The sequence below is a fragment of the Massilia sp. Mn16-1_5 genome (assembly GCF_004798585.1).
GTDB lineage: Bacteria > Pseudomonadota > Gammaproteobacteria > Burkholderiales > Burkholderiaceae_D > Telluria.
This window is the reverse complement of record NZ_PPXQ01000003.1, coordinates 95,335-119,484: the sequence shown is the minus strand read 5'-3', so window position 1 is coordinate 119,484 and position 24,150 is coordinate 95,335. Positions and strand designations below refer to the sequence as shown.

Annotated in this window: 20 protein-coding genes; 11 read left to right on the top strand and 9 right to left on the bottom strand. The window is 66.2% G+C overall.

What is annotated here, in order from left to right:
* The first annotated feature begins 151 nt into the window (after positions 1-151).
* Both C2862_RS04370 and C2862_RS04365 read left to right on the top strand, forming a co-directional pair.
* Positions 152-2,185, top strand: coding sequence for a diguanylate cyclase (locus C2862_RS04370; RefSeq protein WP_168710001.1), 2,034 nt, complete (start codon positions 152-154; stop codon positions 2,183-2,185).
* 18 nt (positions 2,186-2,203) lie between these two features.
* A complete protein-coding gene (locus tag C2862_RS04365) occupies positions 2,204-2,776 on the top strand; it encodes a hypothetical protein (RefSeq protein WP_136218888.1) in 573 nt (190 codons plus the stop codon).
* Between the two features lie 30 nt (positions 2,777-2,806).
* On the opposite strand, the gene C2862_RS04360 is transcribed toward C2862_RS04365, so the two are convergent.
* The 6 genes from C2862_RS04360 to C2862_RS04335 all read right to left on the bottom strand — a co-directional run bounded on the left by C2862_RS04360 (position 2,807) and on the right by C2862_RS04335 (position 11,090).
* Positions 2,807-3,160, bottom strand: coding sequence for a hypothetical protein (locus C2862_RS04360; protein ID WP_229467288.1), 354 nt, complete (start codon positions 3,158-3,160; stop codon positions 2,807-2,809).
* Between the two features lie 50 nt (positions 3,161-3,210).
* Positions 3,211-3,960, bottom strand: coding sequence for a hypothetical protein (locus C2862_RS25190; RefSeq protein ID WP_168709995.1), 750 nt, complete (start codon positions 3,958-3,960; stop codon positions 3,211-3,213).
* Between the two features lie 75 nt (positions 3,961-4,035).
* A complete protein-coding gene (locus tag C2862_RS04350) occupies positions 4,036-7,674 on the bottom strand; it encodes a tubulin-like doman-containing protein (protein ID WP_136218887.1) in 3,639 nt (1,212 codons plus the stop codon).
* A gap of 9 nt (positions 7,675-7,683) precedes the next feature.
* Positions 7,684-8,109 (bottom strand): hypothetical protein, encoded by a 426-nt coding sequence (locus tag C2862_RS04345; RefSeq protein WP_136218886.1) that lies wholly within the window; start codon positions 8,107-8,109, stop codon positions 7,684-7,686.
* 18 nt (positions 8,110-8,127) lie between these two features.
* Positions 8,128-9,669, bottom strand: a complete 1,542-nt coding sequence (locus C2862_RS04340) for a hypothetical protein (RefSeq protein ID WP_229467287.1) — start codon at positions 9,667-9,669, stop codon at positions 8,128-8,130.
* Entirely contained in the window at positions 9,609-11,090 is a 1,482-nt protein-coding gene (locus C2862_RS04335; protein WP_136218885.1) for a hypothetical protein, read from the bottom strand. Before C2862_RS04335 ends, C2862_RS04340 begins: the two co-directional genes overlap by 61 nt.
* Positions 11,091-11,289: 199 nt before the next feature.
* Between C2862_RS04335 and C2862_RS04330 the strand changes: the two genes are divergently transcribed.
* A complete protein-coding gene (locus tag C2862_RS04330) occupies positions 11,290-12,366 on the top strand; it encodes a hypothetical protein (protein ID WP_136218884.1) in 1,077 nt (358 codons plus the stop codon).
* Between the two features lie 61 nt (positions 12,367-12,427).
* Here C2862_RS04330 and C2862_RS04325 read toward each other — a convergent pair whose 3' ends face one another.
* Positions 12,428-12,817 carry a response regulator gene (locus tag C2862_RS04325; RefSeq protein WP_136218883.1) on the bottom strand — a complete coding sequence of 130 codons (390 nt, stop codon included), beginning with the start codon at positions 12,815-12,817 and terminating at the stop codon, positions 12,428-12,430.
* Between the two features lie 221 nt (positions 12,818-13,038).
* Between C2862_RS04325 and C2862_RS04320 the strand changes: the two genes are divergently transcribed.
* The 3 genes from C2862_RS04320 (at position 13,039) to C2862_RS04310 (ending at position 15,843) form a co-directional block, all read left to right on the top strand.
* Positions 13,039-13,401 carry a response regulator gene (locus C2862_RS04320; protein WP_168710000.1) on the top strand — a complete coding sequence of 121 codons (363 nt, stop codon included), beginning with the start codon at positions 13,039-13,041 and terminating at the stop codon, positions 13,399-13,401.
* Between the two features lie 278 nt (positions 13,402-13,679).
* The gene (locus C2862_RS04315) at positions 13,680-15,242 is read left to right on the top strand and encodes a DUF4331 domain-containing protein (protein WP_136218881.1); all 1,563 of its coding nucleotides are present in this window, start codon (positions 13,680-13,682) and stop codon (positions 15,240-15,242) included.
* 22 nt (positions 15,243-15,264) lie between these two features.
* Positions 15,265-15,843 carry a PEP-CTERM sorting domain-containing protein gene (locus C2862_RS04310; protein ID WP_136218880.1) on the top strand — a complete coding sequence of 193 codons (579 nt, stop codon included), beginning with the start codon at positions 15,265-15,267 and terminating at the stop codon, positions 15,841-15,843.
* Positions 15,844-15,897: 54 nt separating this feature from the next.
* On the opposite strand, the gene C2862_RS04305 is transcribed toward C2862_RS04310, so the two are convergent.
* Both C2862_RS04305 and C2862_RS04300 read right to left on the bottom strand, forming a co-directional pair.
* Entirely contained in the window at positions 15,898-16,602 is a 705-nt protein-coding gene (locus C2862_RS04305) for an anti-sigma factor domain-containing protein (RefSeq protein ID WP_136218879.1), read from the bottom strand.
* Positions 16,599-17,171 carry a sigma-70 family RNA polymerase sigma factor gene (locus tag C2862_RS04300; RefSeq protein ID WP_136218878.1) on the bottom strand — a complete coding sequence of 191 codons (573 nt, stop codon included), beginning with the start codon at positions 17,169-17,171 and terminating at the stop codon, positions 16,599-16,601. Before C2862_RS04300 ends, C2862_RS04305 begins: the two co-directional genes overlap by 4 nt.
* Before the next feature lie 257 nt (positions 17,172-17,428).
* Between C2862_RS04300 and C2862_RS04295 the strand changes: the two genes are divergently transcribed.
* The 5 genes from C2862_RS04295 to C2862_RS04275 all read left to right on the top strand — a co-directional run bounded on the left by C2862_RS04295 (position 17,429) and on the right by C2862_RS04275 (position 24,147).
* Positions 17,429-18,925, top strand: coding sequence for a DUF4331 domain-containing protein (locus C2862_RS04295; RefSeq protein WP_136218877.1), 1,497 nt, complete (start codon positions 17,429-17,431; stop codon positions 18,923-18,925).
* Between the two features lie 12 nt (positions 18,926-18,937).
* Positions 18,938-19,204, top strand: coding sequence for a hypothetical protein (locus tag C2862_RS04290; protein ID WP_136218876.1), 267 nt, complete (start codon positions 18,938-18,940; stop codon positions 19,202-19,204).
* A gap of 59 nt (positions 19,205-19,263) precedes the next feature.
* Entirely contained in the window at positions 19,264-20,436 is a 1,173-nt protein-coding gene (locus tag C2862_RS04285; RefSeq protein WP_136218875.1) for a tetratricopeptide repeat protein, read from the top strand.
* A complete protein-coding gene (locus C2862_RS04280; RefSeq protein WP_136218874.1) occupies positions 20,433-21,560 on the top strand; it encodes a HupE/UreJ family protein in 1,128 nt (375 codons plus the stop codon). Before C2862_RS04285 ends, C2862_RS04280 begins: the two co-directional genes overlap by 4 nt.
* A 190-nt stretch (positions 21,561-21,750) precedes the next feature.
* A complete protein-coding gene (locus C2862_RS04275) occupies positions 21,751-24,147 on the top strand; it encodes a M1 family metallopeptidase (protein WP_136218873.1) in 2,397 nt (798 codons plus the stop codon).
* The last annotated feature ends 3 nt before the right edge of the window (positions 24,148-24,150 follow it).

Below are 24,150 nucleotides of genomic sequence, written 5' to 3'. Positions count from 1 at the left end.
ATCCGGCCAAAAAAAACGATATTTCTGTCTTGCAACAAGAATATAATGACAGATGGGCGCGCGTACGTACGCGATACCGACCACCCCATCGAGGACATTTATGCCGGCAGCACGCAAGACCAGACAGCCACGCCGTCGCAGCACGACGCTCATGGCCTCCTTGTTGCTGGCGCTGCCCATGCTGGCAGCCTCGCCTGCCCGGGCCGAGGCCACGCCGAGCCTGACTGCGCGCCTGGCCGAGATCCGCGAGATCAACCGCTTTACCCCCGAACGCGCCCTGCCGATGCTGCTCAGGATCGAGGCGGAGGCGCGTGCGGCATCCGTCGAAGAGACGGGCGAGATGCTGGCGCAGTTGTGCGTCGCCTACCAGAAGGTGGGCAAGCAGGAGCTGGCGCTGGCCACCTGCGACGAGCTGATCGCCTTCGGCCGCGCGCACAAGAATAACGGCGCCCTCGCCAAGGGCCTGGTCCGCAAGGGCTACATCAAGTACGACCAGAACGAGCTGGCCGTGTCGCACGACCTGATCTGGGAAGCGGAGCGCCTGGCGAATACGACGGACGACGTCGAGCTGCGCGTGCGCGTCGGCGTGTCGGCTGCCGAGTCCTTCGCCGAGGACGGCAACTTCCCGCATGCGCTGGAAAAGATGCAGGCGACGCTGGCCTATACGCGCCAGCATGGCGGGCCGGTCCACCTGGTCATCGTGCTCAATTCGATGGCGCGGCTGTATCGCCAGATGCGCGAGTACGACAAGGGCTTCGAAGCGCTCGACGAGGCGCTGGTCGCGGCCGAGAAGACGAATTCGCCGGGCCGCCTGGCGACCCTGAAGGGCACCGAATACGGCCTGGCGGTGGAATCCGGACAGCTGGAGCGCGCCCTGAAGGCGCAGACGGCGGCGCTTGCGCTGGAACGCCAGATCGGCGCCCAGGCGATGGCCGCGCGCTCGCTGGTCAACCTGTCGGACTGCTACCTGCGCATGCGCGACTACGCCCATGCGGCGTCCTATGCCAACCAGGCAATCGCAGCGGCGCTTGCCATCCATGACGAAAACGGCCTGGCGACCGCGCGCATCAACCTGGGCCAGGCCTATCTCGCCACCGGCCGCCTGGCCGAGGGCAAGCGCAGCTTCGAAGCGGGCCTGACGTCCTACGAAAAGAGCGGCGACAAGCCGGAGCTGCAGGCCGTGCTGGCCGAATACGGCGAAGCGCTCGAGCGTGCCGGCGATTACGCCGCCGCGGTCCAGGCCTATCACCGCGAACGCAGCCTGTCGAACGAACTGTTCGAAAAGCGCCGCCAGAAGGCGATGCTCGAACTGCAGGAAAAATACGACGCCGACAAGAAGCAGCGCCAGATCGAACTGCTGGAACGCGAGAACCAGGTCAAGTCGGTCGAGATCGACAACCGCCGCCTGCAGCAGCGCGTCTGGTGGCTGCTGGCCGTGGTGTTCGGCCTGGCGTCGGTCGTGGTCGGCCTCCTGTACCGCAAGGTGCGCCATGCGAATGCCCAGCTGTTCCTGAAGAACCAGGAGCTGAAGCAGCAGAGCGTGCGCGATCCGTTGACGGGCCTGTACAACCGCCGCCACTTCCAGGAATTCATGCGCAATCACCGCGTCGACGAGAAGCGCGGCGCCGGCACCACGGGCGAGGAGATGGTCAGCGCGCTGTTCCTGATGGACGTCGACCATTTCAAGCACATCAACGACACCTGGGGCCATGGCGCCGGCGACGCGGTGCTGATCAGGATCGCCGAGAGCCTGCGCGAGATCCTGCGCGAGACCGACATGATCGTGCGCTGGGGCGGCGAGGAATTCCTCGCCTTCCTGCCGGCGATCCCGCAAAGTGGCCTGGACGAAGTCGCGCGCCGCCTGCTGAACGGCATCAGCGAGACCAGCATCGAATTCCAGGGCACGACGCTGAACGTCAACGTCTCGATCGGCTACGCGCCCTACCCGCTGGCGCCGGGCGGCAAGCCACTGCCGTGGGAGCGCGCCGTCAACCTGGTCGACATGGCGCTGTACATGGCCAAGGGGCATGGCCGTAACCGTGCATATGGCGTGCGCGGGTTTGCCAATTTCGGAAAGACCTCGATGGAAGAGATCGAGCAGAACCTGGAGCAGGCCTGGCGCGCCGGGTTTGTCGATATGGCGATCGTGACGGGTGGGTATCCGGATTTGAGGGCGAGCGCGTAAACGAGCTACCACTGAGCCATGTTCCAGAAACTCGCCCAGCTTCAAACCTGCTGCCCCCCACCCGATTTGCCGCGCGACATCCTCTCCGACCAGGAGTGGAACAGCGAATTCCGCGCCATCGGCACCCGATTGCCCCAGGAACTCGTCCAGCTCAACCGCACTTACGGGACCGGCCATTTCGTCTCGGTCGCCAGTCCTACCAATGGGTCGTTCGGTTTTCGTATGGCGACGGTTTCTGCCTACGCGATCACCCGTCTCGCCGAACTGCGGGAAAAGAAACTGAAACGGAAGAATACCTTCCCTGTACCCCTGTACTTCGAACCCGGTGGCCTGTTGCCGATTGGCTGGATAGGTAGCGGAATCGACCTGTGCTTGCGCACGGATGGCGATAATCCGGACAAATGGCTGGTTTCCTTGCTCTTGGCGACGACTAACCGTGTCGATCACCTGTCGCTGTCAGTACTCGACGTCGCGCTCGCCCTCGTGCGTGGTGAGCTCGAGTCGGAGTTGTTTCCGGCGGCCTTGCCCAGCAAGAAGGGCTATGGTTTTAAGGTTTCTGGTGAACCTCTCAAGGTCTGGCACGCCGGCTGAAATCACGGCGAGTCGGTACACGCATACTAGCTAGCGCGCCGCGTCCTGCATCTTTTCGCCGGCCTGCTCGACCTTTTCGCCGACCTTGCCGGTCACCTTCTGTAGACCACGGCCGGCTTCCTCGGTCGCGTCCTTGATCTTTTCGCGTGCGTCCTCGGTACGTTCGGCGAGCTGGCGCCGTTCTTCCTCGGCGCGCTCGGCCAGTTTTTTCGCGGCCTCGTCCGCTTTTTCCAGCGGGGCGCGCAATTCGCGGGCGACCTTGTCGCCGGCTTCGTCGACGGCCTTGCCGGCCTTTTGCGCCGGGCCCATGCCGTCCTCCTCGCGCGAGCAGCCGGCCGCCAGGGCCAGGACCAGCAGCTCAGTGAACATGGTCGTCGTTTTCATGCTTCGCTCCTGTGATCGTGTTCTTGAGAGCATACACCCGGCGGCGCCGGTCAGCGCGTCACTTCGTCGGCGCGGCGGTGTTCGGGCGCGCGGGTGTCGATCTCGTCCTGCAGCGCGCGCGTCTCCTCGTCCTCGCCCCAGCGCTTGGTAAAGGCGCGCAGGCGGGTACGGGCGCGCTCGAAGGACGACGAGGCCAAGGCCGATTGAATGCCCGGCTTGGCCTCGCGCCACGCCTTGTCGCGCTGGCGCTTGCGGGTGCAGGCGGCGCTGGCTTCGTTGAGCGCCTTCTGCACCTTCTGCAGCTGCTCGGGCGTGGCCTTGGTCTTGCGTAGCGCGATCAGCTCGCTCTGGGCGTCGCGCGCCTTGCATTCGGTCGCCAGCGCGATCGCCTTGTCCATCTGAGCCTCGATGCGCCGGTTCGAGGGTTTGGCGATCAGCCAGATCGCCCACAGCAGGGCCAGCGCCAGCAGCCACCAGCGCAGGCGCACGGGTTCGCGCCTGGGCGGCGCGCCGGCCGCGGAACCGTTGCGCAGGTGCGGCGTTGGCGGCGGTAATGGCGGTGGCGGTGGCGGTGGCGGTGGCGGCACACGTGGTGCGGCAGCCGGTGGCGGGACCGGCGCCGCCGGCTTGGGCGGCTGAACCGGCGCCGGCGGAACCGGAATGGGCGGTGGCACATCGGCAGCCGGCGTCTCCGCGTGCGCCGGCACCGCAGCAACCGGCGGCTGCACGGGCGCCGCTACCGGCGGCACGCGCGTAACACCCTCCCCTTGCGCCGTCCCGCAATACGGGCAGAAATTCACCCGGCGCGGCAGGCGATGCCCGCACGCGGCCTGGATGCAGCGGACTATAGTCTCGTCTTGCAAAACCGTCCCCTGTTATTCCGGATCCGGAACGCCGTCGTCCGGATCGGGTATCGATGGCGCCCCCGCCACCCCGGCGATACCCGGAATGTCCGACACCAATCCCCACTTGCCGGTTTTCGGGTCTTGCGCCATGTTCCAGGCGCGCGTGCCGAGGTCGATCTCGCCGCGCGCCAGCTGCCGCGCCACCTCTTCCAACGTGAACGGCCCGCGCTGGGCGCCTGCCACGAACAGCTTATAGCGCGCGTCGGATGATGCGGGCAGCGGATCGGGAATCGGCACCGCGGTCGAGCCCAGGCCGCGCACTTCCAGCGCCGCCGCCGCGCGCGCTTCGCTGGCCAGGATCTCGGGCTTGACGATGCGCTTGTCGATCGGACGCTCGACTTCCCAGCTGTAGGCGTCCGCAGCCGAATCGGGCACGGTGTCGGTCCACGCCGCGATCGCCGCCAGCGCCGCGTCCACCGCGGCGTTCGACAAGGTCGGATCGAGCGCCTGCGCGCGGCGCAGCCAGGCCTCGAACAGGCGGCGCGCCGTGATGTTGGGCAGCGAAGGCGACGGCAACTGGGCGCCGGTTTCGTCCATCTCGAGGCGCGGCTCGTACACGCGCAGCTGGTAGTGGCGCATCAGCGCGGCCAGCAGCAGCAACTGGTACGGACCCAGTCCGGCCAGGCGATTGCGCACGGCGGCGATCACCTGCTCGCGATAGTAGGGCGGCAGGCCGTTGGAACGGATCGCGTACTCGTTACCAATTTGAAGCCATTCGCCGGAGCCCGGCTCGACCTCGAACAGGTATTGCCCGCGCGGCTGGAAGGCCGCTTCGCGATCGCCCGCATCCCCCTTGCGGCGGATGACGCCGAGCGCGATCGCTTGCAAAAACCACTCGTAGTCGTCGGCCAGGCGATTCAGTTCGTCCATCGAGGGCGAGATCGGATGGCGGAAACGGGTGGAGTCGAAATGCAGGTGGGTCGGGATCTTCGGGTTCTCGATCTGGTAAGAGGCGCGCCAGGTCGGCAGGCCGCGCAGGATCGTCATCGGGAAGCCCGACAGCTCGATGTAGCAGACCGCGCGCCCCGGGATGCCGGTGTTGACCACCGAGACCAGGTCGCCATGAAAATACCCGGTCGGCACGGCGGCGCGGATCTCCCCTTCCATCCTGCGCCAGGCGGCCACGTCGCCGACGCCGATGAAACACTTGAACTGGTCGGCGTTCGGCGTGAACTCGGCCGAGAAACGCGCGTTCACCCAGGGCATGGCACTTCTGATCCATTCGGCGAAGACGCGTTGCCGCTCCTGTGGCGTCATCGCATTCAGGCGCTCGAGCAGCGGGTCGCCCGGCTCGCCCTGCAGCTCCGTGTTCGAGAGCTGGGTCTGGGCGCGCCTGAACAGTTTTAACAGGAGCTCGGCGCGGGTGCGCTCGTCGCCCAGTTGCGGGAACAGTTTTCCGGAGCCGCCGAATTCGAGCAGCACCTCTTCGCTCCAGGCGCTGACGTCACCGGTCAGGCGCACCGGCGCCGGCTGCAGGTCGCCGGCCAGCTTGATGTAGGTGGCGTGCTCCTGGCGCGCATCCGCGCGCAGCTGGCTGATGCGGCCGTCGACCGCGCGCAGGATGTCCTGCACGTGGCGCCGCCCTTCCTGGAATTCGCCGGCGATGCCGCTCCACTGGGCATTGCCGTATTCGTCGGTCGACTGCGGCTCGCCCAGCCAGGCCGACATGCCGCGCATGACCTCGATCGCCTGGCCGGCGGCGACCGCCAGCAGGTGGAAGCGCAGGTAGTCGGCGATGTCGCGTTTCAGGTGCGCCATGACTTCACGCGCCTGCGCATCCTTGCCAAACAGGCGGCCCGCGGCCTGCGACAGGTTGCCCAGCGATTCCTCGACTTGCCGTGTGCGCAGCGCGTCGCGGATGTCGCGGTAACGGCGGCCATTGCGCTCGGCGTGGGCCAGGTCGCGCTGCTGCAGGCGTGCCTTCACCTGCTCGAGCAGCGACAGCACGAATTCCAGCCCGCCCTGCTTGCGATCGTCCAGCAGCGCGTACAGGCGCTCGCGCACCCGCGCCTTCAGGCCGTTGGTGAGTTCGATCGTGTGGCGCTTGATGCGGTCTTCGCTGGTCTCGGCGCTGGCGCCGGCCTCGCGGATGGCGTCGCGCTCGAGGTTGGGCAGCAGCTCGGCCACGCGTTCTCTCCACTGCGGCACGTCGAAGGCGGCCATGATGCGGTCCATCTCCAGGTTCACCTTGCTCTCGACGCGCTCCAACAGCGAGCGCCCTTCCTTGTCGCGCAGGAGCAGGCCGGTCAATGCGTATTCCTGGAAAGGCGTGACGTCCACCGTCCCCTTTTTAAAATCGGGGAATTCGTCGAAGGGCAGCTCGCGCATGTCCATGTGCTCGCGCATGAAGCCGTCGCGCTCCTGGTCGCCGGCACGGCGCGCCAATGCGCCGTCGCGTCCGACCAGGCCGAAGAATTCCTTCACCATCAGCGCCGCCAGCTCGTAGGCGCGGATGTCTTCGCGCAGGCTTTGCTGGGTGTCGAGCACCGATTGGCCGAAGGCCGAATACACCTTCGAATAGGACAGGCGCATGTCGCCGAAGCGGCTTTCCGGCACGCGCGGATTGTAGGGCCCGAGCTTGTGCTGCTGCTGGTTGACCGCGACCGAGCGCTTGCGGTTCGCGAAATCGGCCGAAGCGAAATCCTCGAACAGGGTGTCGGCCACCATCTGGTAGACATCCTTGACGTCCTGGGTCGCCTTGTTGGCCAGGTTCGCCGTGTCGACGAAATAGACGTCGTCGAAAGGCGCGCCGCGGCCCGTGATGCTGTCCGGGTCCATCCATTTCACCTGCGCGTTCATGTCGCGCATGGTGGTTTCCAGCTCCATCATGGTCGCATAGGCGTTGGCCTCGGTGCGTTCCTTGTTGGCCTTGGCGAAACCGGAAGGCATGAACATCACGAGATCGACCTGGCTGTCGGCCACTTCCTGGCGCGCGATGGCTTTCGCCATCCAGCCCAGGTCGATCGCGCTGCCGGCGCCGGTGCCGCCCGCGTTCGAGGCGATGACGACGATGCGGAATTTCGAGGTGTCCACCTGCAGGCCGAGGCGCTGATAGTTCTCCTTGCGCTCGATGCCGGCGTTACTCCCCAGGTAGTTCAGTGCGCCCTTGATGCGGCCGCGCAGTTTTGGATATTTGTCGAACAGGTACAGCCGCGCCACGGCGCGGATCTGCCCTGCCCCTTTCGACGGATCGATGCCGAGCGAGCGCAGTTTTTTCGGGCGCAGCGGCATCCACTTTTCAATCAAGGGAAAGCGCGCCAGGCTGTCGTCGGACTCGTGGTACTGCGGCAGGTCGAGCGGTTCCACGAGCCGCTCTTCGTCGGTCAGCTTCACCAGTTCGTACCAGGGATCGGTGCGCTGCGACTTGCCCTCGTCGATGACGGCGTTCGAATCGAGGTCGAAATGCAGGAAGCGCGCCACCGGGAAGTCGGCGATCGATTCGACGCGGGTCGGATGGTGGCGGTTCCAGACCGCCGACAGAATGCGCCGCCGGATGCGCATCATGACTTCCATGCCGGTGCCGCCGGCGCCGATGAAGAGCGTCGGCCGCAGGTCGACCTTCAGTTCGGATTTGCGGTTGATCTGGTCCGCGGTAGGGATGTCTGCCATGTCGTTTCCTTAGCGGCGGCCGATGACAAGCGCCGCAATCAGCGCCACGATGCCGATCACCACCAGCGGTGCGGTGACGCCAAACGTCAGGTACTTGCTCGCGTTGACGACGGCCAGCACCACCGCGGCCGAGATGAAGGCCAGGCCGACGAAGAGCATCCAGCCGGCGCTGCCCGCGGTAGACGGCGCCACCCGGCGCACGACCATATGGTGCACGTAAGCGTTGCGGACAAAGAAGTACACCACCAGCAGCACCAGGAACACGGCGCCGCCAATCATCACGTCGCGCGTGGAGGTGTCGGTGGCGGGCGGCAGCGCGCCCGGTACCACTTCGACCGGACCGGTGGCCGTCTCGGGCGTGGTCTTCGGCCGCGGGTCGTCGGGCGTGGCTTTGTCTGCGGGGAGTTTGAATCCGGGATCGGTCTGGGCTTGCATCGTGTTTAATCCTTGAAATCAGCGGCCGAGCCGGACTTGCGCACCTTCGCGCAGGTCGATCAGCTGGTGGCCGAACAGGGTGGTCTTCAGGCGGGCCACTTCATTGCCCGCCTTGTCGTAAATCGGTTGAATCGTGCCGGTACGCGCATGCATGGTGCGCTGCTCGTCCTCGACCGTCACCAGCGCGCGGCGCGGACGCATCCAGCCATACGCCGCCGCCGCGCCTGCCGCCAGCAGCGCCAGCAAGGCGCCGCCCGCGGCCAGCAGCGGACCGGAGCCGTAATGCACGCGCACTTCGATCGGCAGCACCGCGGTCGATGCCTGTACCTGGGCGGGCGGCGTGAAGATGTCGGGCAGCGGGTCGCCCGGGAACAGTTCGCGCATGCGCTCCCGAAAACCGTTCGACAGGGCCAGCTGCTGGTCGGCCAGGTGTACTTCGATCGTCCCCGGCAGCACATAGGCGGAACCTGCAGCCTTAAAGGCTGCCATCGACCATTTGCCGGGCAGTTGCGCCACCGGCAGCTGCAGGGTCGAACCCAAGGGCTGCGGCTTGCCCGGCGCCAGCGCCGCGACGCGCGTGCTGGCCAGTGTGACGGGGCGGTTCTCGCCGCCCAGCTTCGAGCGCGCGGACAGCGTGGCGCTGACGATCGTGTACGGGTACATCGTGTTCTCGAGGTGCCAGGCGATCTTCGCATTCGGCGAGCGCGCATCCGGCGCCACGTCGGCACGCAGCACGCCGTTCTGGCCCATGGCAAAGGAAACGCCGGGCGCGTTCTCGACCTTGCGCGGCACCAGGCGCACGGTATTGCGGTCCAGCGGTTTCAGGCGCGCAGGCGGTTCGGTGATGATGCTGCGCACCGCGTTTGATGCCAGCAGGCCGTCGAGCGCGCGCGCCCCGCCTTCTCCGATCGCGAAGGCGTAGACCATCAGGCCGTTGGCGTTGTAGTGCCGGCCCTTGACCGGCATGCGCAGCGGGAAAGCGAGGGCCGTGCGGATCTTGTCGCCCTGGTGGATCAGCTGGTAGAACTCGCGGTTGCGCTGCGCGGTCGCCTGGTCGTTGTTCGGGCTGTTGCGGTTGTTGGTGACGAGCCAGACGATGCCGTCGCGGCCGCCCAGCGCCTGGGTCATGGCGGCACTGACCGCTTCGCCCAGATCGGTGTCGGCCAGCGCACCGCCGGCCTTGCGTGCGGTGTCGAGGCCTGCCAGGGCGCGCGTCACCGCCATGCGCGTACTCTTGTCGACCGTGGTCGAGACCAGCGCCCGCGGCGACGGCGCGTTCGGCTGCGACTGGTTGAAGGCGGCCAGCACCAGGGCGTCGCCCGGCTGCGCCACGCTTAGCGCCAGTTCGGTCACCAGCGGCTTGAATTGCGATTGCGGGTCGCTGTAGAAGGGCTCCATCCAGCCGGAGTTCTGGACCAGGAAGACGTGCGGTGTCGCGCGCGCAAGGGCCGCGGCTCCCAGCAGCACGAACAGCGCGAGGATGCGGAAACGGGCCGCCATCACGTCACGGCTTCCAGGCGCCAGCCGCGCACCGCGTTCCAGTCCGGGTGATGCAGCCACAGCGCGCCGGCGTAGACAAAGGGCACGCACTCCAGCGGCCGCGCCAGGCGTGCGACCTCGTCCAGGATCAGGTTGCGCTTGCCGATCCATTCGATCGTGGTGCGCGCGATCGTGCGGCCGGCCAGCGCTTCCTCGGCGCGCCCGGTGTAGGCGTGGAAGCGCAGCACCAGGCCGCTCGGCTGACTGCGGTTGTTGTTAAAGCTGCGCAGCAGCGGCAGCACCAGGGTGTCGTCCTGCGCCGCGTCTTCGATGTGTTCGGCCGACCAGGGCTGGTCGAGCACCGGATGGCCGCGCCGGAACAGGAAGTTGGCAAAGCCCAGGCGGCCGCCGTCGATCGGTTCGACCTGCGGATTCTCGGCCCCCAGTTCGAGAAATGAATAGGCCTGGCCATCGTGCCCGATGTGCCACAGGCGGCCGTCGCGGCTTTGCGTGGGGCCGCCGAAGTCGAGCTTCGGGGTCCAGCCGCGCGGCCACGGGGTCCAGCGCGGCTCCTCGCCCGGACGCCAGACCAGCTGTCCTTGCGGATGCAGCCAGAACAGGCGGTTGTCGTAGCCGATCGGGCGCGTCCAGCCCGAGGTAGGCGCATCCGGGCATTCCCAGGTGGTGCCGTTGACGAAATCGAGTTGGGCGTCGAGCAGGGTCAGTACGCCATCCTCGACATACAGGCAGCCGACCTGGCGCCGCATGACGCCGGGACTCGAGGCGAGGCGCCCGCCGAACAGCAGCTCGAGGCGGTAGCTTTCGTTGACCGGATTGATCCACAGGCGCGACAGCCCGCTGTCGAGCGGCACGATGCCGACTTCGCCGCGTGCGGGATTCAGCGCGGGCAGCCAGTTGTAGCTGCCGCTGTTGAAGCGCAGCTCGCTGCCGGCCTCCTCGGCGCCCATCACGTGCCACAGTTGGGCCAGCGGATCCCAGTACTGCAGCACGCCGCGCGCCGGAGCCAGCGCCAGCAAGCGCTGTTCGGGAAAGCCGTAGCTGCCGGCGATGAAGACGCAGTGGGCATTCGGCGGCGCCGGCATCGATAGCTCGGCGCGGTTGACGACCGGCGCGGCGGGCCGGCCTTCGAGGCGGTCGCCCAGGGCCAGCGAGGTGACCGGCAAGCCGTGCGGCACGTGGCGCGGCAAGGCCTGGTCGCTGGCGGCGCCCCACCAGTCGGGCTGGTGACCGATGCGCCCTTGCAGGCGTTCGAGCGGCGCGCCGCAAGTCGGGCAAAAACTGAAACCTTCCGGGTAGATGCCGGCGTGGGCGCAGGCGGTCGGGAGCGAGGCGCCGAGCAGGTGGGCGACGTCCGGCAGCCGGCCGCGCGCATGCGCCTGCCAGTCGATCGGGCCCAGGCCTTGCGTGGCCTGCAGCGCGAACTGTCCGCTCGTCTCGTCTTCCAGCCAGGTGCTGGTGGGCGTGTCCCATCGTGTTGCCATCGTGCTGCGCCGCTCCCGGAAGTGATTGAGATATGCATGCCGCCCGGGTATCGCGGGGCGTCATTGCTGTCTAAATCATAACTGCCCCGGGTCCTGAGCGGCGCGCCGTTCGCCCGGTAGCGCCTGGCGGCACCGCAAGGGGCGACGCATGCGCCCGCGGGAAAATTCCGACCGTGAAAAGCGCGCTTGAAACCTTATAATGCCGGGTCCATCCGTGCCCTCTCCCGCCATGACCGCTCCCGCCCTCGCCCCTTTTCCCGACCTGCCCGCGCACGCCGTCGACGCCGCCGCCAGCCACCTGGAAAACGTCCTCGCCATCGCCATCGAACACGGCCCGGCGCAGCATGCGCTGGTCGTCTTCGACACCCGAACGGGCCTGGCGCGCGCGCTGGTGGAGGCATACCGGCGCACGCTGCCGCAGGCCGACTTCCTTGACTTCGACAGCGTCGAACACGCCGAGGTATTGAAACGCTTCCGCGCGCTGGCGCCGCAGGACCTGGTGGTGCTGGTCCAGTCCACCAATTTCCGCCTCGAGGCCTTCCGGATTCGGGTCGAGCTGTTCAAGCTGGGGCTGAAAGTGATCGAGCACGTGCACCTGTCGCGCATGCCCGGCGTGCAGGGCGAGCACTACATCGAAGCGCTGGCCTACGATCCGGCCTACTTCCGCGGCGTCGGCCGCGCGCTCAAGTCGCGCATCGACGCGGCCCCATACGCGCGCGTCTGCGGCGGCGGCGAGGAGCTGCGCTTCGCCTCGAAGCTGGAGCCGGCCAAGCTGAACGTGGGCGACTACAGCGAGATGAACAACGTCGGCGGCCAGTTCCCGATCGGCGAAGTGTTTACCGAGGCCCTCGACCTGGAAGCGGTCAACGGACGCGCGCAGATCCACGTGTTCGGCGACACCTCGTATTTGTCGAACCGGCCCGAGGTGCCGGTGACGATCGTCGTCGAGCGCGGGCGCGTGGTCGCCACCGAACACGCGACGCCCGCCTTCCAGCAGGTCCTCGACAACATCCGCGCCGATGAGGGAGAAGTCTGGGTACGCGAACTGGGCTTCGGCATGAACCGCGCCTTTACCCGCGAGCGCCGCGTCGACGACATCGGGACGTATGAGCGCATGTGCGGCATCCACCTCTCGCTCGGCGCGAAGCACGGCGTGTATCCGAAGCCGGGCTTCAGAAGGAAGGATGCGCGCTACCACATCGACGTGTTCGTGGTGACCGATGCCGTCTACCTGGGCGAGGAATGCGTCTACCGGGATGGGGCCTGGACCGTGTGAAGGGCCTCGTCTGGTATCCGGGCCGTTGCGCTTGCGGCCGCCTTGCGCGACCGTGGATCGCTCACGCGAACCCGAACTGCGCCAGCGCCCGCGTCAGGTCCGCCTTGAACACCGAGTAATCGATGGCCTTCTCGACGAAATCCCCGGCGCCGAGCACGCGCGTGCGCATGCGGTCGGCTTCGTTGCGCGAGCTCGACAGCACGATGACGGGGATATCGGACAGGAAGGGCTTGGAGGAGATTTCCTTGAGGACTTCGAAACCGTCCACCTTGGGCAGCTTCAAGTCGAGCAGGACGACGTCGAAGTCCGGCTCCTTGTTCAGTTCGCGCAGTGCTTCTTCGCCGTCCGAGACCACCACGATTTCATGGTCGTCGGTGCAGCTCTGCAGGACGCGGCGCGTCAATTCGGCGTCGAAGGGGAAGTCATCGACAATCAGGGCTTTTTTGACCATGCTCCATCCTACAGCACCTGTATTGTGTGGTGACGTGACAATGTGAATGTTTTACATAATGCATTGGCGTCGTGCCCGCTCTTTTTTCGTAGATTGCGGCAAAAACCTTGCGTTCGGAGGCAGGCAGCGCCCATACTGGGCTTCGATGTTAACGAGCAGCAATAAGGAAAGGCAATACGATGCTTCCAAGGACATGTGGAGAGCAGCCTTTCCGGATTCTTTTGGCCGACCGCAGCGAGGAAACGCGCGACCTGTTCGCGGCCCTGTTCCTGAGCATGGGCTATGAAGTCAAGACCGTCACCACTGGCACCAAGGCCCTTGCCTGGGCTCCCCTGTTCCGTCCGCACGCCATCTTCACCGCGATTCACCTGCCCGACCAGAACGGCTTCGAGCTGTGCGCGGCACTGCGCCGCATGCCGCAGACGGCGAACGTGTTGATCGTGGCCATCACCGGTCATCTTGCGCGCGACTGCGCCCAACGCGCGCGGGCGGCGGGCTTCGATCATTACCTGGTCAAGCCCGTGAAACTCGAGGCCATCCTGGCGACGATGGGCCCCTGGGCGGCTGAACCAGCCGCCCGCTGACGTCCCTTCCCCGTCCAGCTGTGCCCGCTTCCCCGCAGCACTGTTTCTTTTCATTCCACTCAATTTCCTAGCGCAATTTGTCGGAATCTTTTACAGATGCCCCGCCGATTTCCAGCGTGCTGTAAACGTTTCATAGGCATTCCAGGCCGTGGCACATTTTATGCTCGGGTCTCAAAAAGCCGCAATTTTGGCAAATTCAAGGGATGCATCTCAGCCGGAGACAAAAAAAAAAGCAATATTTGATTATTTGGCACTTAAATTCATCAAGGAGACGCATCATGGTTGACCACGCCGTACGCCGTCCATCGTTCCGTGAATTACTCATCGCCGCAAGCTGTCCTTTCCTGGCCATCGTGGCGGCGCTGCCCGCCCAGGCATCGAGCCACCGCGAAGCGCCCTTCATTACCACCCAGCCGAAAGTCGACGGCACCGATCTCTACGCCTTCAACAGCTATGAACAGGGACGCTCCGGCTATGTGACCCTGATTGCGAACTACCAGCCCTTGCAGGATCCGTTCGGCGGGCCGAATTATTTCAAAATGGATCCGAACGCCCTCTACGAGATTCACGTCGACAATAACGGCGATGCGAAGGAAGACCTGACCTTCCAGTTCCGCTTCCAGAATGTCTTCAACCGCATCGCGCTGCCGATCGGCACCCAAAGCGTACCGATTCCACTGACCCAGGCCGGCCAGGTGCAGGGACCGAATTCGCCGGCGCTGAACGTCAACGAAAAATTCACCGTCACCCTGATCCGCGGCGACCGGCGCAGCGGCCAGGCAGCGGCGCTGGCGCGGGTGGGCAGCGGCGCCACCAGTTTCGACAAGCCGGTCGACAATATCGGCACCAAGACCATCCCGCAGTATGCTGCGTATGCGGCCCAGCACATCTATGACGTGAGCATTCCCGGCTGCTCGGTGCCGGGCCGCGTGTTTGCCGGACAGCGGCGCGAAGGATTTGCCGTCAACCTCGGCACGGTGTTCGACCTGATCAACGCGCCGCTGTCGGTGATCACCGATCCGTCCAAGATCAACGCGGCGCCCAATCCGCTGGCCAACAAGAACGTGACCTCGCTGGCGGTCGAAGTCCACAAGAGCTGCCTGCTGTCGAAGACGACGGCCGATCCGGTGATCGGCACCTGGACCACGGCCAGCATCCGGCAAAGCCAGCTGGTCAATGCGAACCCGCCCTCCGGCCACCAGACCACGGTCAGCTATGGCGGCGCTTTCGTCCAGGTATCGCGTCTCGGCATGCCGCTCGTGAATGAAGTGATCATCGGCCTGCCGGACAAGGATCGCTTCAACAGCTCGCTGCCGCAAAACGACGGCCAGTTCGCCACCTATGTCACCAACCCGACGCTGCCGAAACTCGTGGAGATCGCGATGGGACTGGCGCCGGGCAGCGCCGCGCCGCGCAACCTGCCGCGCCAGGACCTGGTGACCGCCTTCCTGACCGGCATCGCGAACGTCAACCGTCCGCTCAATCCGACGCCATCCGAAATGCTGCGCCTGAACACGTCGATCCCGGCCGTGCCGTTTGCCCAGCAGAACCGGCTCGGCATCGTGGGCAATGTGCTCGCCGGCGGCTCCGACAACGCCGGCTATCCGAACGGCCGCCGTCCGAAGGACGACGTGGTCGACATCTCGCTGGTGGTGGCGATGGGTGGACTGTGCATGGCCAACGGGAACAACAACGCGTTCGGCTTCGGCGCGGCCTGCAACCCGTCCGCCGTACCGCTGGGCGCTACCGCTTTCCGGCTCCACGATGCGGTCGACCAGGCAGTCCAGCCCTTCCTGTCCGGCTTCCCGTACCTGAACACGCCGCTTCCGGGCGCGCAATAAGCGTCCATCACAGGAGACCGACATGAAAAAACTACTTGGAACACTGGCTGCCGCCTGCGCCCTCGGCGCAAGCGGGCTGGCCGGGGCGGCCGTCGTCAACTTCGACAACCCCGCACTCATCGATATCGACAACGCCAGCGGCCGCGCCGTCTACCAGGAAGCCGGCTTCGCCCTGAGCGGCGAGGCCGCCGGCTTCCTCACCATCGACGGCCTGGGCACGGCCATGAGCGGCGCCCTCGTCCTGCTCGACGGCAGCACGGTCAGCCTGATGGCGCAGGGCGGTGGGACCTTCAGCTTCGCCGGCCTGGCGGCCGCCCCCCTCGATCCGCAAGGGAATGCCACGCTGCGCATCACCGGCATCTTCGGCGACAGCAGCCAGCTCAGCACCCTGCTGGCGCTGTCGCAATTGTCCGCGATTCAGGCGCCCATGTGGAGCGGCTTGACCGAGCTGCGCTTCATGGCCGGCGGCGACCTGGTGGTGGACGACATCCGCCTCGCCGCCGGCGAGGTGCCGGAGCCGGCCTCGGCCGCCCTGCTGCTGCTCGGGGCAGGCCTGCTGCTTGGGGTGCGCAGGAGCGCCGCGGTACGCCCGGGAGCGTGACCGACAGCGCTGCCGCGCGCTTCGCGGCAGCGCTGCCGGTACGGCCTGGCGCGCTTACAACAAGTGCGCCCAGCCGCCTTTGTACAGGATCGGGCCGCTTGGTCCGTTCGGATCGGGGGAGCCGCCTTTCGGCTCGAGGCTGACCGCAAGGAGGGCGACGTCGGCGCCGATGGCATGCGCCGGCAGCGGCAAGGTCAGCTCGCGGCCCGCGCCCAGCACGCCGAGCGAGCGCGGCTTGCCGGCGCGCGGCACGGCCCAGAGTTGCAGCGCCTGCTGCGGCGTCAGGGCGACGCTCGCAACGACTTTGACCGTCATCAGCTGGCGTTGACGGTCGGCGCTGACCACCAGGACCGGACGCGCCGCTGCATCGGTCAGGCTGGCGACGTCGCTCACGTGCGCCGTATCGGGCCGCAGGGCCAGCACCGCGACCAGCAGCAATGCGGCGGCGGCCGACGAGGCCAGGCCGAGCGAGCGCCACATCGCCAGCGAACCGTGGCGCCAGAACTGCCAGCGCGGAGCCGCCGGCCGCAGGTCCAGGCGCGCCTCGATGACGCGCCAGACCCGCTTGTCGGGCACCGCCGCCGGTGCGAATTCGGCCATCGCGCCCAAGCGCTCGTTCCATTCGCGGGTGGTGCGGCGCAGGGCGGCGTCGTCGTGCATCAGGCCCTCGAATCGGCGCCGCGCGCGGCCGCGCAGGGTACCGAGCACATATTCGGCCGCCAGGCGCTCGCGCAATGCTTCGTTCCCGCGCAGCTTCATGCGGCACCCCGCGCGCTCAGGCAGGCGTGCAGGCGCGCCAGGCTGCGCCGGATCCAGGTCTTGACGGTCCCCAGCGGCAGCATCAGCCGATCGGCGACGTCGCTGTGCGACAGGTCGTGGAAGAAGGCCATGCCCACCACTTCGCGGTGTTTATCGTCCAGCGCCGCCATGCAGTCGGCCAGCGCCTGCGCTTCGCTGCTCATCTGCATGCGCTCGGCGGGCGTGGCCGCCAGGTCGGGCAGGGAGGCGAGCGCCTCGCTGTCGGCGCCATCGGCCTCGCCTTCGCTGCGGGTGCGGCGCAGCACATCGAAGGCGCGGTTGCGCACGATCGCCGTCATCCAGGTCATCGGCGCCGACAGCGCGCTCTCGTAGTCGACCGCGTGGTGCCAGATCGCGACGAAGCTCTCCTGCAGCACCTCTTCCGCCAGTTCGCGCCGGCCGAGGATGCGCAACGCCAGGCCATACAGCCGGGGTGCGCTGGCGTCATAGAGCGCGCGGAAGGCCATGCGGTCGCGCCGCGCAGCCCCGTGCAGCCAGGCGCGCAGCTGCGCCGGATCCGATGCTGCCATTGCCGTGCTCAAGCTGTGTCCTTCGAAGAAATCATGGTCGCGCCCGTGTTGATGACGCGACGAAAAATACCATATTTAAAGCCGAGACATTGCGAGAAAAATATTTTGAATCCAATAAGCCGGGCGCTGCGTATATACCCTTACAACCAGTGTGCGAACGCAGCAATTCAATCGCGCGCCACGGTTGCCACATAATCAATATCCTCAGATTTCAAACTTAAACGAAACTTAAATCGAATAATCAACCGGAGAGCGAGATGCGACAAGTGCAGAAGAAATCCCTATGGACGGCAGCCATTTTAACGGGAACGGCGCTTGCTGCGCTGTCCGGACCGGTGCTTGCCTCGAGTCACCGCGAGGCACCATTTTTGACGAATTCACCGAAAGTCGACGGTACCGACTTCTACATGTTCCGCAGCTACGCGCCAGGGCGCAGCGGCTTCGTGACGATGATCGCCAACTTCATTCCCTTCCAGGATCCGCAAGGCGGCCCGAACTTCTACCAGTTCGACCAGAACGCCCTGTATGAAATTCACGTCGACAACAACGGCGACGCCAAGGAAGACATCAGCTTCCAGATCCGCTTCAAGAACACGTCCAAGCGCACGGCCCTGAACATCGGCGGCAAGCAGGTCCTGATCCCGCTGATCAATTCGTCGACGATCAGCGGCGTCAACCCGGCCTCCCTGAACGTACGCGAGACCTACACCATCGACATGGTCAAGGGCGACCGCCGCAGCGGCACCCGCACCCGTCTGGCCGGCACCAGCGGCGCCACCGAATTCGACAAGCCGGTCGACAACATCGGCGACAAGGTCTTCGGCGGCACCAGCGGCTACGAAACCTACGCCAACCAGCACATCTACGACATCAACGTGCCGGGCTGCGGCACGGGACGCGTGTTCGTCGGCCAGCGCAAGGAGCCCTTCTACATCGCGGTCGGCAAGATCTTCGACCTGTTCAACCTGAATCCGCTCGGCCCTGAGGCGGGCGGCAACAAGAACGACCTGGAAAACAAGAACGTCAGCACGATCGCGCTCGAACTGCCGGTGGGCTGCCTGGCGACCGCCGCCGATCCGGTGATCGGTGCCTACGCCACGGCCAGCATGCGCCAGGCGCGCCTGGTCAATCCGAATCCGGCCTCGGGCATCAACAACGCCGTCAAGGAAGGCGGCGCCTGGACCCAGGTCTCGCGCGTCGGCATGCCGCTGGTGAACGAAGTCATCATCGGCATGGACGACAAGGACCGCTTCAATACCTCGAAGCCGAAGGACGACGCCCAGTGGGCCAACTACGTCACCAACCCGGTGCTGCCGGCCGTGGTGGAAACGCTGTTCCCTTCGGCCAAGGCACCGACCAACTTCCCGCGCACTGACCTGGTGACTGCCTTCCTCAAGGGCCTGCCCGGCGTGAACCAGCCGAAGAACGTGGTCGCTTCCGAAATGCTGCGCCTGAATACCAGCATCGAGCCGACCGCCCAGGCTTCGCAGAATCCGCTCGGCGTGGCCGCCGGCGACAATGCCGGCTTCCCCAACGGACGCCGTCCGGGCGACGACATCGTCGACGTCTCGCTGCGGGTCGCGATGGGCGCCCTGTGCGCGCTGACCGGTACCGGCGACGCGCTCGGCGTGGGCTGCAAGCCGACCGACGCACCGGCCGGCGCACTGCCGCTGACCGACGGCGTACGCAAGGATGCCAACAGCTTCAAGGCGGCCTTCCCCTACCTGAACACGCCGCTGCCGGGCAACCAGTAAAGGAGCGCATCCATGTCCACCTCTCCCTTATCTCGCCTGGCACGCGGCGCCGCCCTGTGCACGGTCCTCGCGCTGACGGCCTGCGGCGGTCTCGACAAGCCGGAGTCCGACGGCTCGCCGGGCGGCGGTACGACACCGCCGCCGGTGGCGGCGAACGACTCCTTCTTCGACTACGTGATGGCCCGCGTTGGGGCCCTGATCGATAACGAGGAACCGGCGTCGATCGACGGCGTGACCGAAACCAAACCCGAGGACACCGAGCCGAAGCCGGTCGGCTGATCTCGTGTTCTCTGCGCGGAACGGCTTGGCCGTTCCGCGCATTTCTTTTCGGAGTACGCATGCTCGGCAAGATCATCGTTTCACTCGCCTGCGCAGTTGCCGCCGCCAGCGCCGGCGCGGCGCCTCATATCCCGGCCAGCGGCGCCGAGGTGCTCGAACGCCTGCCGGGCGGCCTCGATCCCGCGCGGCGCCAGCTGCAAGGCCTGCGCACGGCACTCGCCGCCGATCCGCACAAGCTGGGCCTGGCGACCACGCTGGCCCAGCGCTACATCGAACAAAGCCGGCGCGACGGCGATCCGCGCTATCTCGGCTATGCCCAGGCGGCGCTGGCGCCATGGTGGAACCAGGCGCAGCCCCCTTCATCGGTGCTGGTGCTGCGCGCGACCCTGCGCCAGAGCACCCACCAGTTCGGTCCGGCACTGGCCGATCTCGACACCGTCCTCAAGCGCGACAGCGGCAATGCCCAGGCCTGGCTGACGCGCGCCACGGTGCAGCTGATCACGGGCGATTTCGCAGGGGCGCGCACCAGCTGCATGCGCCTGTATTCGCGCGCGCCCGAGCTGGTGGTGCAGGCCTGCCTGGCCAACGTCGGCAGCGTCAGCGGCCAGGCTGGGGCAAGCTACGAACGCCTGCGCCAGACCTATGTTGCCCGCGCCGACAGCCCGGCCGCACTGCGTGCCTGGGTGGCAACGCTGCTCGGCGAGATGGCGGCGCGCCTGGGCCGCCTCGACGCGGCCGAGGCACATTACCGCGAAGCGCTCGCCCTCGATCCGCAAGACAGCTACCTGCTGGGCGCGTATGCCGATTTCCTGCTCGAGCGCGGCCGCTCGCCCGAGGTCATCGCGCTCCTCAAGGACAAGACCCAGGCCGATGCCCTGCTGCTGCGCTACGCCATCGCCCTCAAGACCGCGGGCCGGCCCGACGCCGCCCGCGCGACGGCCGAGCTGGCAGCCCGTTTCGACGCCGCCATGCGCCGCCGCGACAGCGTCCACCAGCGCGAGCAGGCGCGCTTCGAGCTGGACCTGCGCGGCGACGCGGCGGCCGCCGTGCGCCTGGCAAAGCTGAACTGGGCGGTGCAAAAAGAGCCCGCCGACCTGCGCATCCTGGCCCAGGCGGCCCTGGCCAGCGGCGACGGCGAAGCACGGGCGCTGGTGCGCGCATGGATCAAGAACAGCCGCATCGAAGACGCCAGCCTCGCCGCCGCCCTGGCCCGGCTCGGGAGCGCGGCATGATCGCGCGCTGGCTGATATCGGTCATGCTGCTGCTGGCCTGGACCCTGCCCGCGCAGGCGCACAAGGCCAGCGACAGTTACCTCAGCCTGGCCGTGCAGGACGAACGCATCGAGGGCCAGTGGGACATCGCCCTGCGCGACCTCGAGATGGCCGTCGGGCTCGACGCCAATGGCGACGCCGCCATCACCTGGGACGAAGTGCGCGCGCGCCACGAGGCGATCGCCGCCTACGCGCTGGCGCGCCTGCACCTGTCCAGCGACGGCGTCGCCTGTCCGCTGCGCGTGACGCAGCACCTGGTCGACACCCATACCGACGGCGCCTACGCGGTGCTGCGCCTGCAAGGCAGCTGTGCGGCGCCGGTCAAGGCGCTGGGCGTCGAATACGGCCTGCTGTTCGACATCGACCCGCAGCACAAGGGCCTGTTGCGCCTGACCCGCGGCGCCACGACGAGCACGGCCATCTTCGCGCCCGACGCATCGAGCCAGGTGCTGCAGCTGGCGGCACCCTCGCGCTGGCGCCAGTTCAGCGACTACGTGCGCCACGGCGTCTGGCACATCTGGATCGGCTTCGACCACATCCTGTTCCTGGTCTCGCTGCTGCTGCCGGCGGTCCTGGTGCGCCAGGGGGGGCGCTGGCAGGAGCGCGAGACCCTGAAGGCCTCCGTGCTCGACGTGGTCAGGATCGTGACCGCCTTCACGCTGGCCCATTCGCTGACCCTGACCCTGGCGGCGCTCGGCGCGCTCAGCCTGCCTTCGCGCCTGGTCGAATCGGCGATCGCGGCCTCGGTCGTCCTCGCGGCCCTGAACAACCTGTGGCCGCTGGTGCACCGCTGGCGCGCGGCGGTCGCTTTCGCCTTCGGCCTGATCCACGGCTTCGGCTTTGCCAGCGTGCTGGCCGACCTCGGACTGCCGCAGGAGGCGCTGGTGGTCTCGCTGGTCGGATTCAACGTCGGCGTCGAACTCGGGCAGCTGGCGATCGTCGCCGCCTTCCTGCCGCTGGCGCACACCTTGCGGCGCGGCCTGTTCTACCGGCGCGTGGTGCTGGGCGGCGGCTCGGCCCTGATCGCGTTGCTCGCCATGGTGTGGCTGGCCGAACGGGCGCTCGACCTGAAACTGCTGGCCTGAGCCAGTGCCCGGGCCAGTGCGCGAACGGACGCCTGCAGTCCGGATCCTTCGACGTGCCTTTCAAGCGGGCCGGCTGATTCATGTTGCATATGCGTCCATGTATCAGGTTTTTTACAAATCCACGCCAAGCTTGCTTGAAAGATACGCTTAGAATACTTTTTCCTAAATCCATCATAAAAACAGGGGAAACATGATCCGTTTGCCAATCGCCTTGGCCGCGCTGTGCCTCGGCGCGTCCGCTTTCGCGGCCGAGCCATTCGACGACAAGTTCCGCCAGCTCGACGAGCTGCTGCCGACGGCGTCCACCATCCGCACCGCTTCCGGTGCACCCGGCCATGCCTACTGGCAGCAGCGCGCGGACTACACGATCCGCGCCACGCTCGACGAAGCGAACCGTGCGATCCGCGGCGCCGAGACGATCACGTACCACAACAATTCCCCGGATACCCTCAATTACCTCTGGCTGCAACTCGACCAGAACATCTACAAGCCGAATTCGGACGCGCGCATGTCGGCGACCTCCGTCTCGCGCGAGGCCTGGGCCAAGCCGCGCAGCCCGGAAGAAGGCATGAAGTTCGACGCCCTGCGCACGACCTTCGAAGGCCTGACCTTCGACGGCGGCTTCAACATCACCAAGGTCAATTCGGGCGGACGCAAGCTGGCCTACGTCATCAACCGCACGATGATGCGCATCGACCTGCCGCAGCCCCTGAAACCGGGCCAGCGCTTCAGTTTCGAGGTCGAGTGGAACTACAAGATCAACGAGCAGAAGGTGCTCGGCGGCCGCTCGGGCTTTGAAAAATTCGACGACAAGAACGACCTGTTCGAGATCGCCCAGTGGTTCCCGCGCATGGCGGCCTACTACGACGTCTATGGCTGGCAGCACAAGCAGTTCCTGGGCGCCGGCGAATTCACGCTGGAGTTCGGCGACTACGACGTCGAGATCACGGTCCCGTCCGATCACATCGTCGCCTCGACCGGCGTGCTGCAAAATCCCGGCTCCGTCCTGACTTCGGCCCAGCGCGACCGCCTGGCGAAAGCGAAGAATGCGAAGACGCCGGTGATCATCGTCACCCAGGCCGAGGCCGAAGCGGCCGAGAAGACCCGCGCCACCACGAATAAAACCTGGCACTTTAAGGCGAAGAACGTGCGCGACTTCGCGTTCGCCTCGAGCCGCAAGTTCATCTGGGACGCGCAAGGCATCAAGAGCGGCGACACCGACGTGATGGCCATGTCCTACTATCCGAAGGAAGGCAACCCGCTGTGGGAGAAGTACTCGACCCAGGCCGTGGTCCACACCATCGAACAGTACAACAAGTATTCCTTCGACTATCCGTACCCGACCGCCATCTCGGTGAACGGCCCGGTGGGCGGCATGGAATACCCGATGATCTCGTTTAACGGCCCGCGTCCGACCAAGGACAAGAAGACCGGCGAACTGACCTACGGCAAGCGCACCAAGTATGGCCTGATCGGCGTGATCATCCACGAGGTCGGCCACAACTACTTCCCGATGATCGTCAACTCGGACGAGCGCCAGTGGACCTGGATGGACGAGGGCCTGAACTCCTTCGTGCAGACCCTGGCCCAGGAAGCCTGGGAAGAGCAATGGCCGGAAATGCGCGGCGAACCGCGCCTGATCACCGACTACATGAAGAGCCGTAACCAGGTGCCGATCATGACCAACTCGGAATCGCTCCTCCAGTTCGGCAACAACGCCTACGCCAAGCCGGCCGCCGCGCTGACCGTGCTGCGCGAGACGGTGCTGGGCCGCGAACTGTTCGACTTCGCCTTCCGTGAATACGCGCAGCGCTGGAAGTTCAAGCGCCCGACGCCGGCCGACTTCTTCCGCACCATGGAAGACGCCTCGGGCACGGACCTCGACTGGTTCTGGCGCGGCTGGTTCTACACCACCGACCCGGTGGACGTGAGCATCGACGGCATCAGCGAGTACACCGTCAGCACCCAGAATCCGGAAATCGAAAAGGCATGGCGCAAGAAGCTCAAGGACGCCGAGCCGATGTCGCTGACCGACCAGCGCAACAAGGGCATGCCGCGCCGCGTCGACGCGCATCCCGAGCTCAAGGATTTTTATAACGAGCACGACGACTTCACCGTCACGAATGCCGACCGCAACAAGTTCAACGAGTCCCAGGAAAAGCTGGAAGACTGGGAAAAGGCCCTGCTTGCATCGGGCAAGCACCTGTACCTGGTGGACTTCACCAACGTCGGTGGCCTCGTCACCCCGCTGGTACTGGAGATCCAGCTCGCCAGCGGCAAGAAGTACATCGAGCGTATCCCGGCCGAAGTGTGGCGCTACTCGCCGAAGAAGATCACGAAACTGATCGTCACCGACGAGCCGATGACGAGCCTGGTCCAGGATCCATTCTGGGAAACCGCCGACATCGACCAGAGCAACAACGCCTGGCCGCGCAAGGCGACCCCTTCGCGCCTGGAGCTGTTCAAGTCCGAACGTGGTCAGGGCAATGACATGATGAAAGACTTCAATGCCAAGTTGAAGACCAAGGAAGAGAAGGCGGCGACGGCCGAGGAACCGAAGAAGGACACGGTGCCGAAGGTGCAATAAGAC

What these genes read in the sequence shown, in the direction of transcription:
- C2862_RS04370 (WP_168710001.1), top strand. Translation starts at nt 152, where the DNA reads ATGGCCTCCTTGTTGCTGGCGCTGCCCATGCTGGCAGCCTCGCCTGCC.
- C2862_RS04365 (WP_136218888.1), top strand. Translation starts at nt 2,204, where the DNA reads ATGTTCCAGAAACTCGCCCAGCTTCAAACCTGCTGCCCCCCACCCGAT.
- C2862_RS04360 (WP_229467288.1), bottom strand. Translation starts at nt 3,160, where the DNA reads ATGAAAACGACGACCATGTTCACTGAGCTGCTGGTCCTGGCCCTGGCG.
- C2862_RS04350 (WP_136218887.1), bottom strand. Translation starts at nt 7,674, where the DNA reads ATGGCAGACATCCCTACCGCGGACCAGATCAACCGCAAATCCGAACTG.
- C2862_RS04345 (WP_136218886.1), bottom strand. Translation starts at nt 8,109, where the DNA reads ATGCAAGCCCAGACCGATCCCGGATTCAAACTCCCCGCAGACAAAGCC.
- C2862_RS04335 (WP_136218885.1), bottom strand. Translation starts at nt 11,090, where the DNA reads ATGGCAACACGATGGGACACGCCCACCAGCACCTGGCTGGAAGACGAG.
- C2862_RS04330 (WP_136218884.1), top strand. Translation starts at nt 11,290, where the DNA reads ATGCCGGGTCCATCCGTGCCCTCTCCCGCCATGACCGCTCCCGCCCTC.
- C2862_RS04325 (WP_136218883.1), bottom strand. Translation starts at nt 12,817, where the DNA reads ATGGTCAAAAAAGCCCTGATTGTCGATGACTTCCCCTTCGACGCCGAA.
- C2862_RS04315 (WP_136218881.1), top strand. Translation starts at nt 13,680, where the DNA reads ATGGTTGACCACGCCGTACGCCGTCCATCGTTCCGTGAATTACTCATC.
- C2862_RS04310 (WP_136218880.1), top strand. Translation starts at nt 15,265, where the DNA reads ATGAAAAAACTACTTGGAACACTGGCTGCCGCCTGCGCCCTCGGCGCA.
- C2862_RS04305 (WP_136218879.1), bottom strand. Translation starts at nt 16,602, where the DNA reads ATGAAGCTGCGCGGGAACGAAGCATTGCGCGAGCGCCTGGCGGCCGAA.
- C2862_RS04300 (WP_136218878.1), bottom strand. Translation starts at nt 17,171, where the DNA reads ATGGCAGCATCGGATCCGGCGCAGCTGCGCGCCTGGCTGCACGGGGCT.
- C2862_RS04295 (WP_136218877.1), top strand. Translation starts at nt 17,429, where the DNA reads ATGCGACAAGTGCAGAAGAAATCCCTATGGACGGCAGCCATTTTAACG.
- C2862_RS04290 (WP_136218876.1), top strand. Translation starts at nt 18,938, where the DNA reads ATGTCCACCTCTCCCTTATCTCGCCTGGCACGCGGCGCCGCCCTGTGC.
- C2862_RS04285 (WP_136218875.1), top strand. Translation starts at nt 19,264, where the DNA reads ATGCTCGGCAAGATCATCGTTTCACTCGCCTGCGCAGTTGCCGCCGCC.
- C2862_RS04280 (WP_136218874.1), top strand. Translation starts at nt 20,433, where the DNA reads ATGATCGCGCGCTGGCTGATATCGGTCATGCTGCTGCTGGCCTGGACC.
- C2862_RS04275 (WP_136218873.1), top strand. Translation starts at nt 21,751, where the DNA reads ATGATCCGTTTGCCAATCGCCTTGGCCGCGCTGTGCCTCGGCGCGTCC.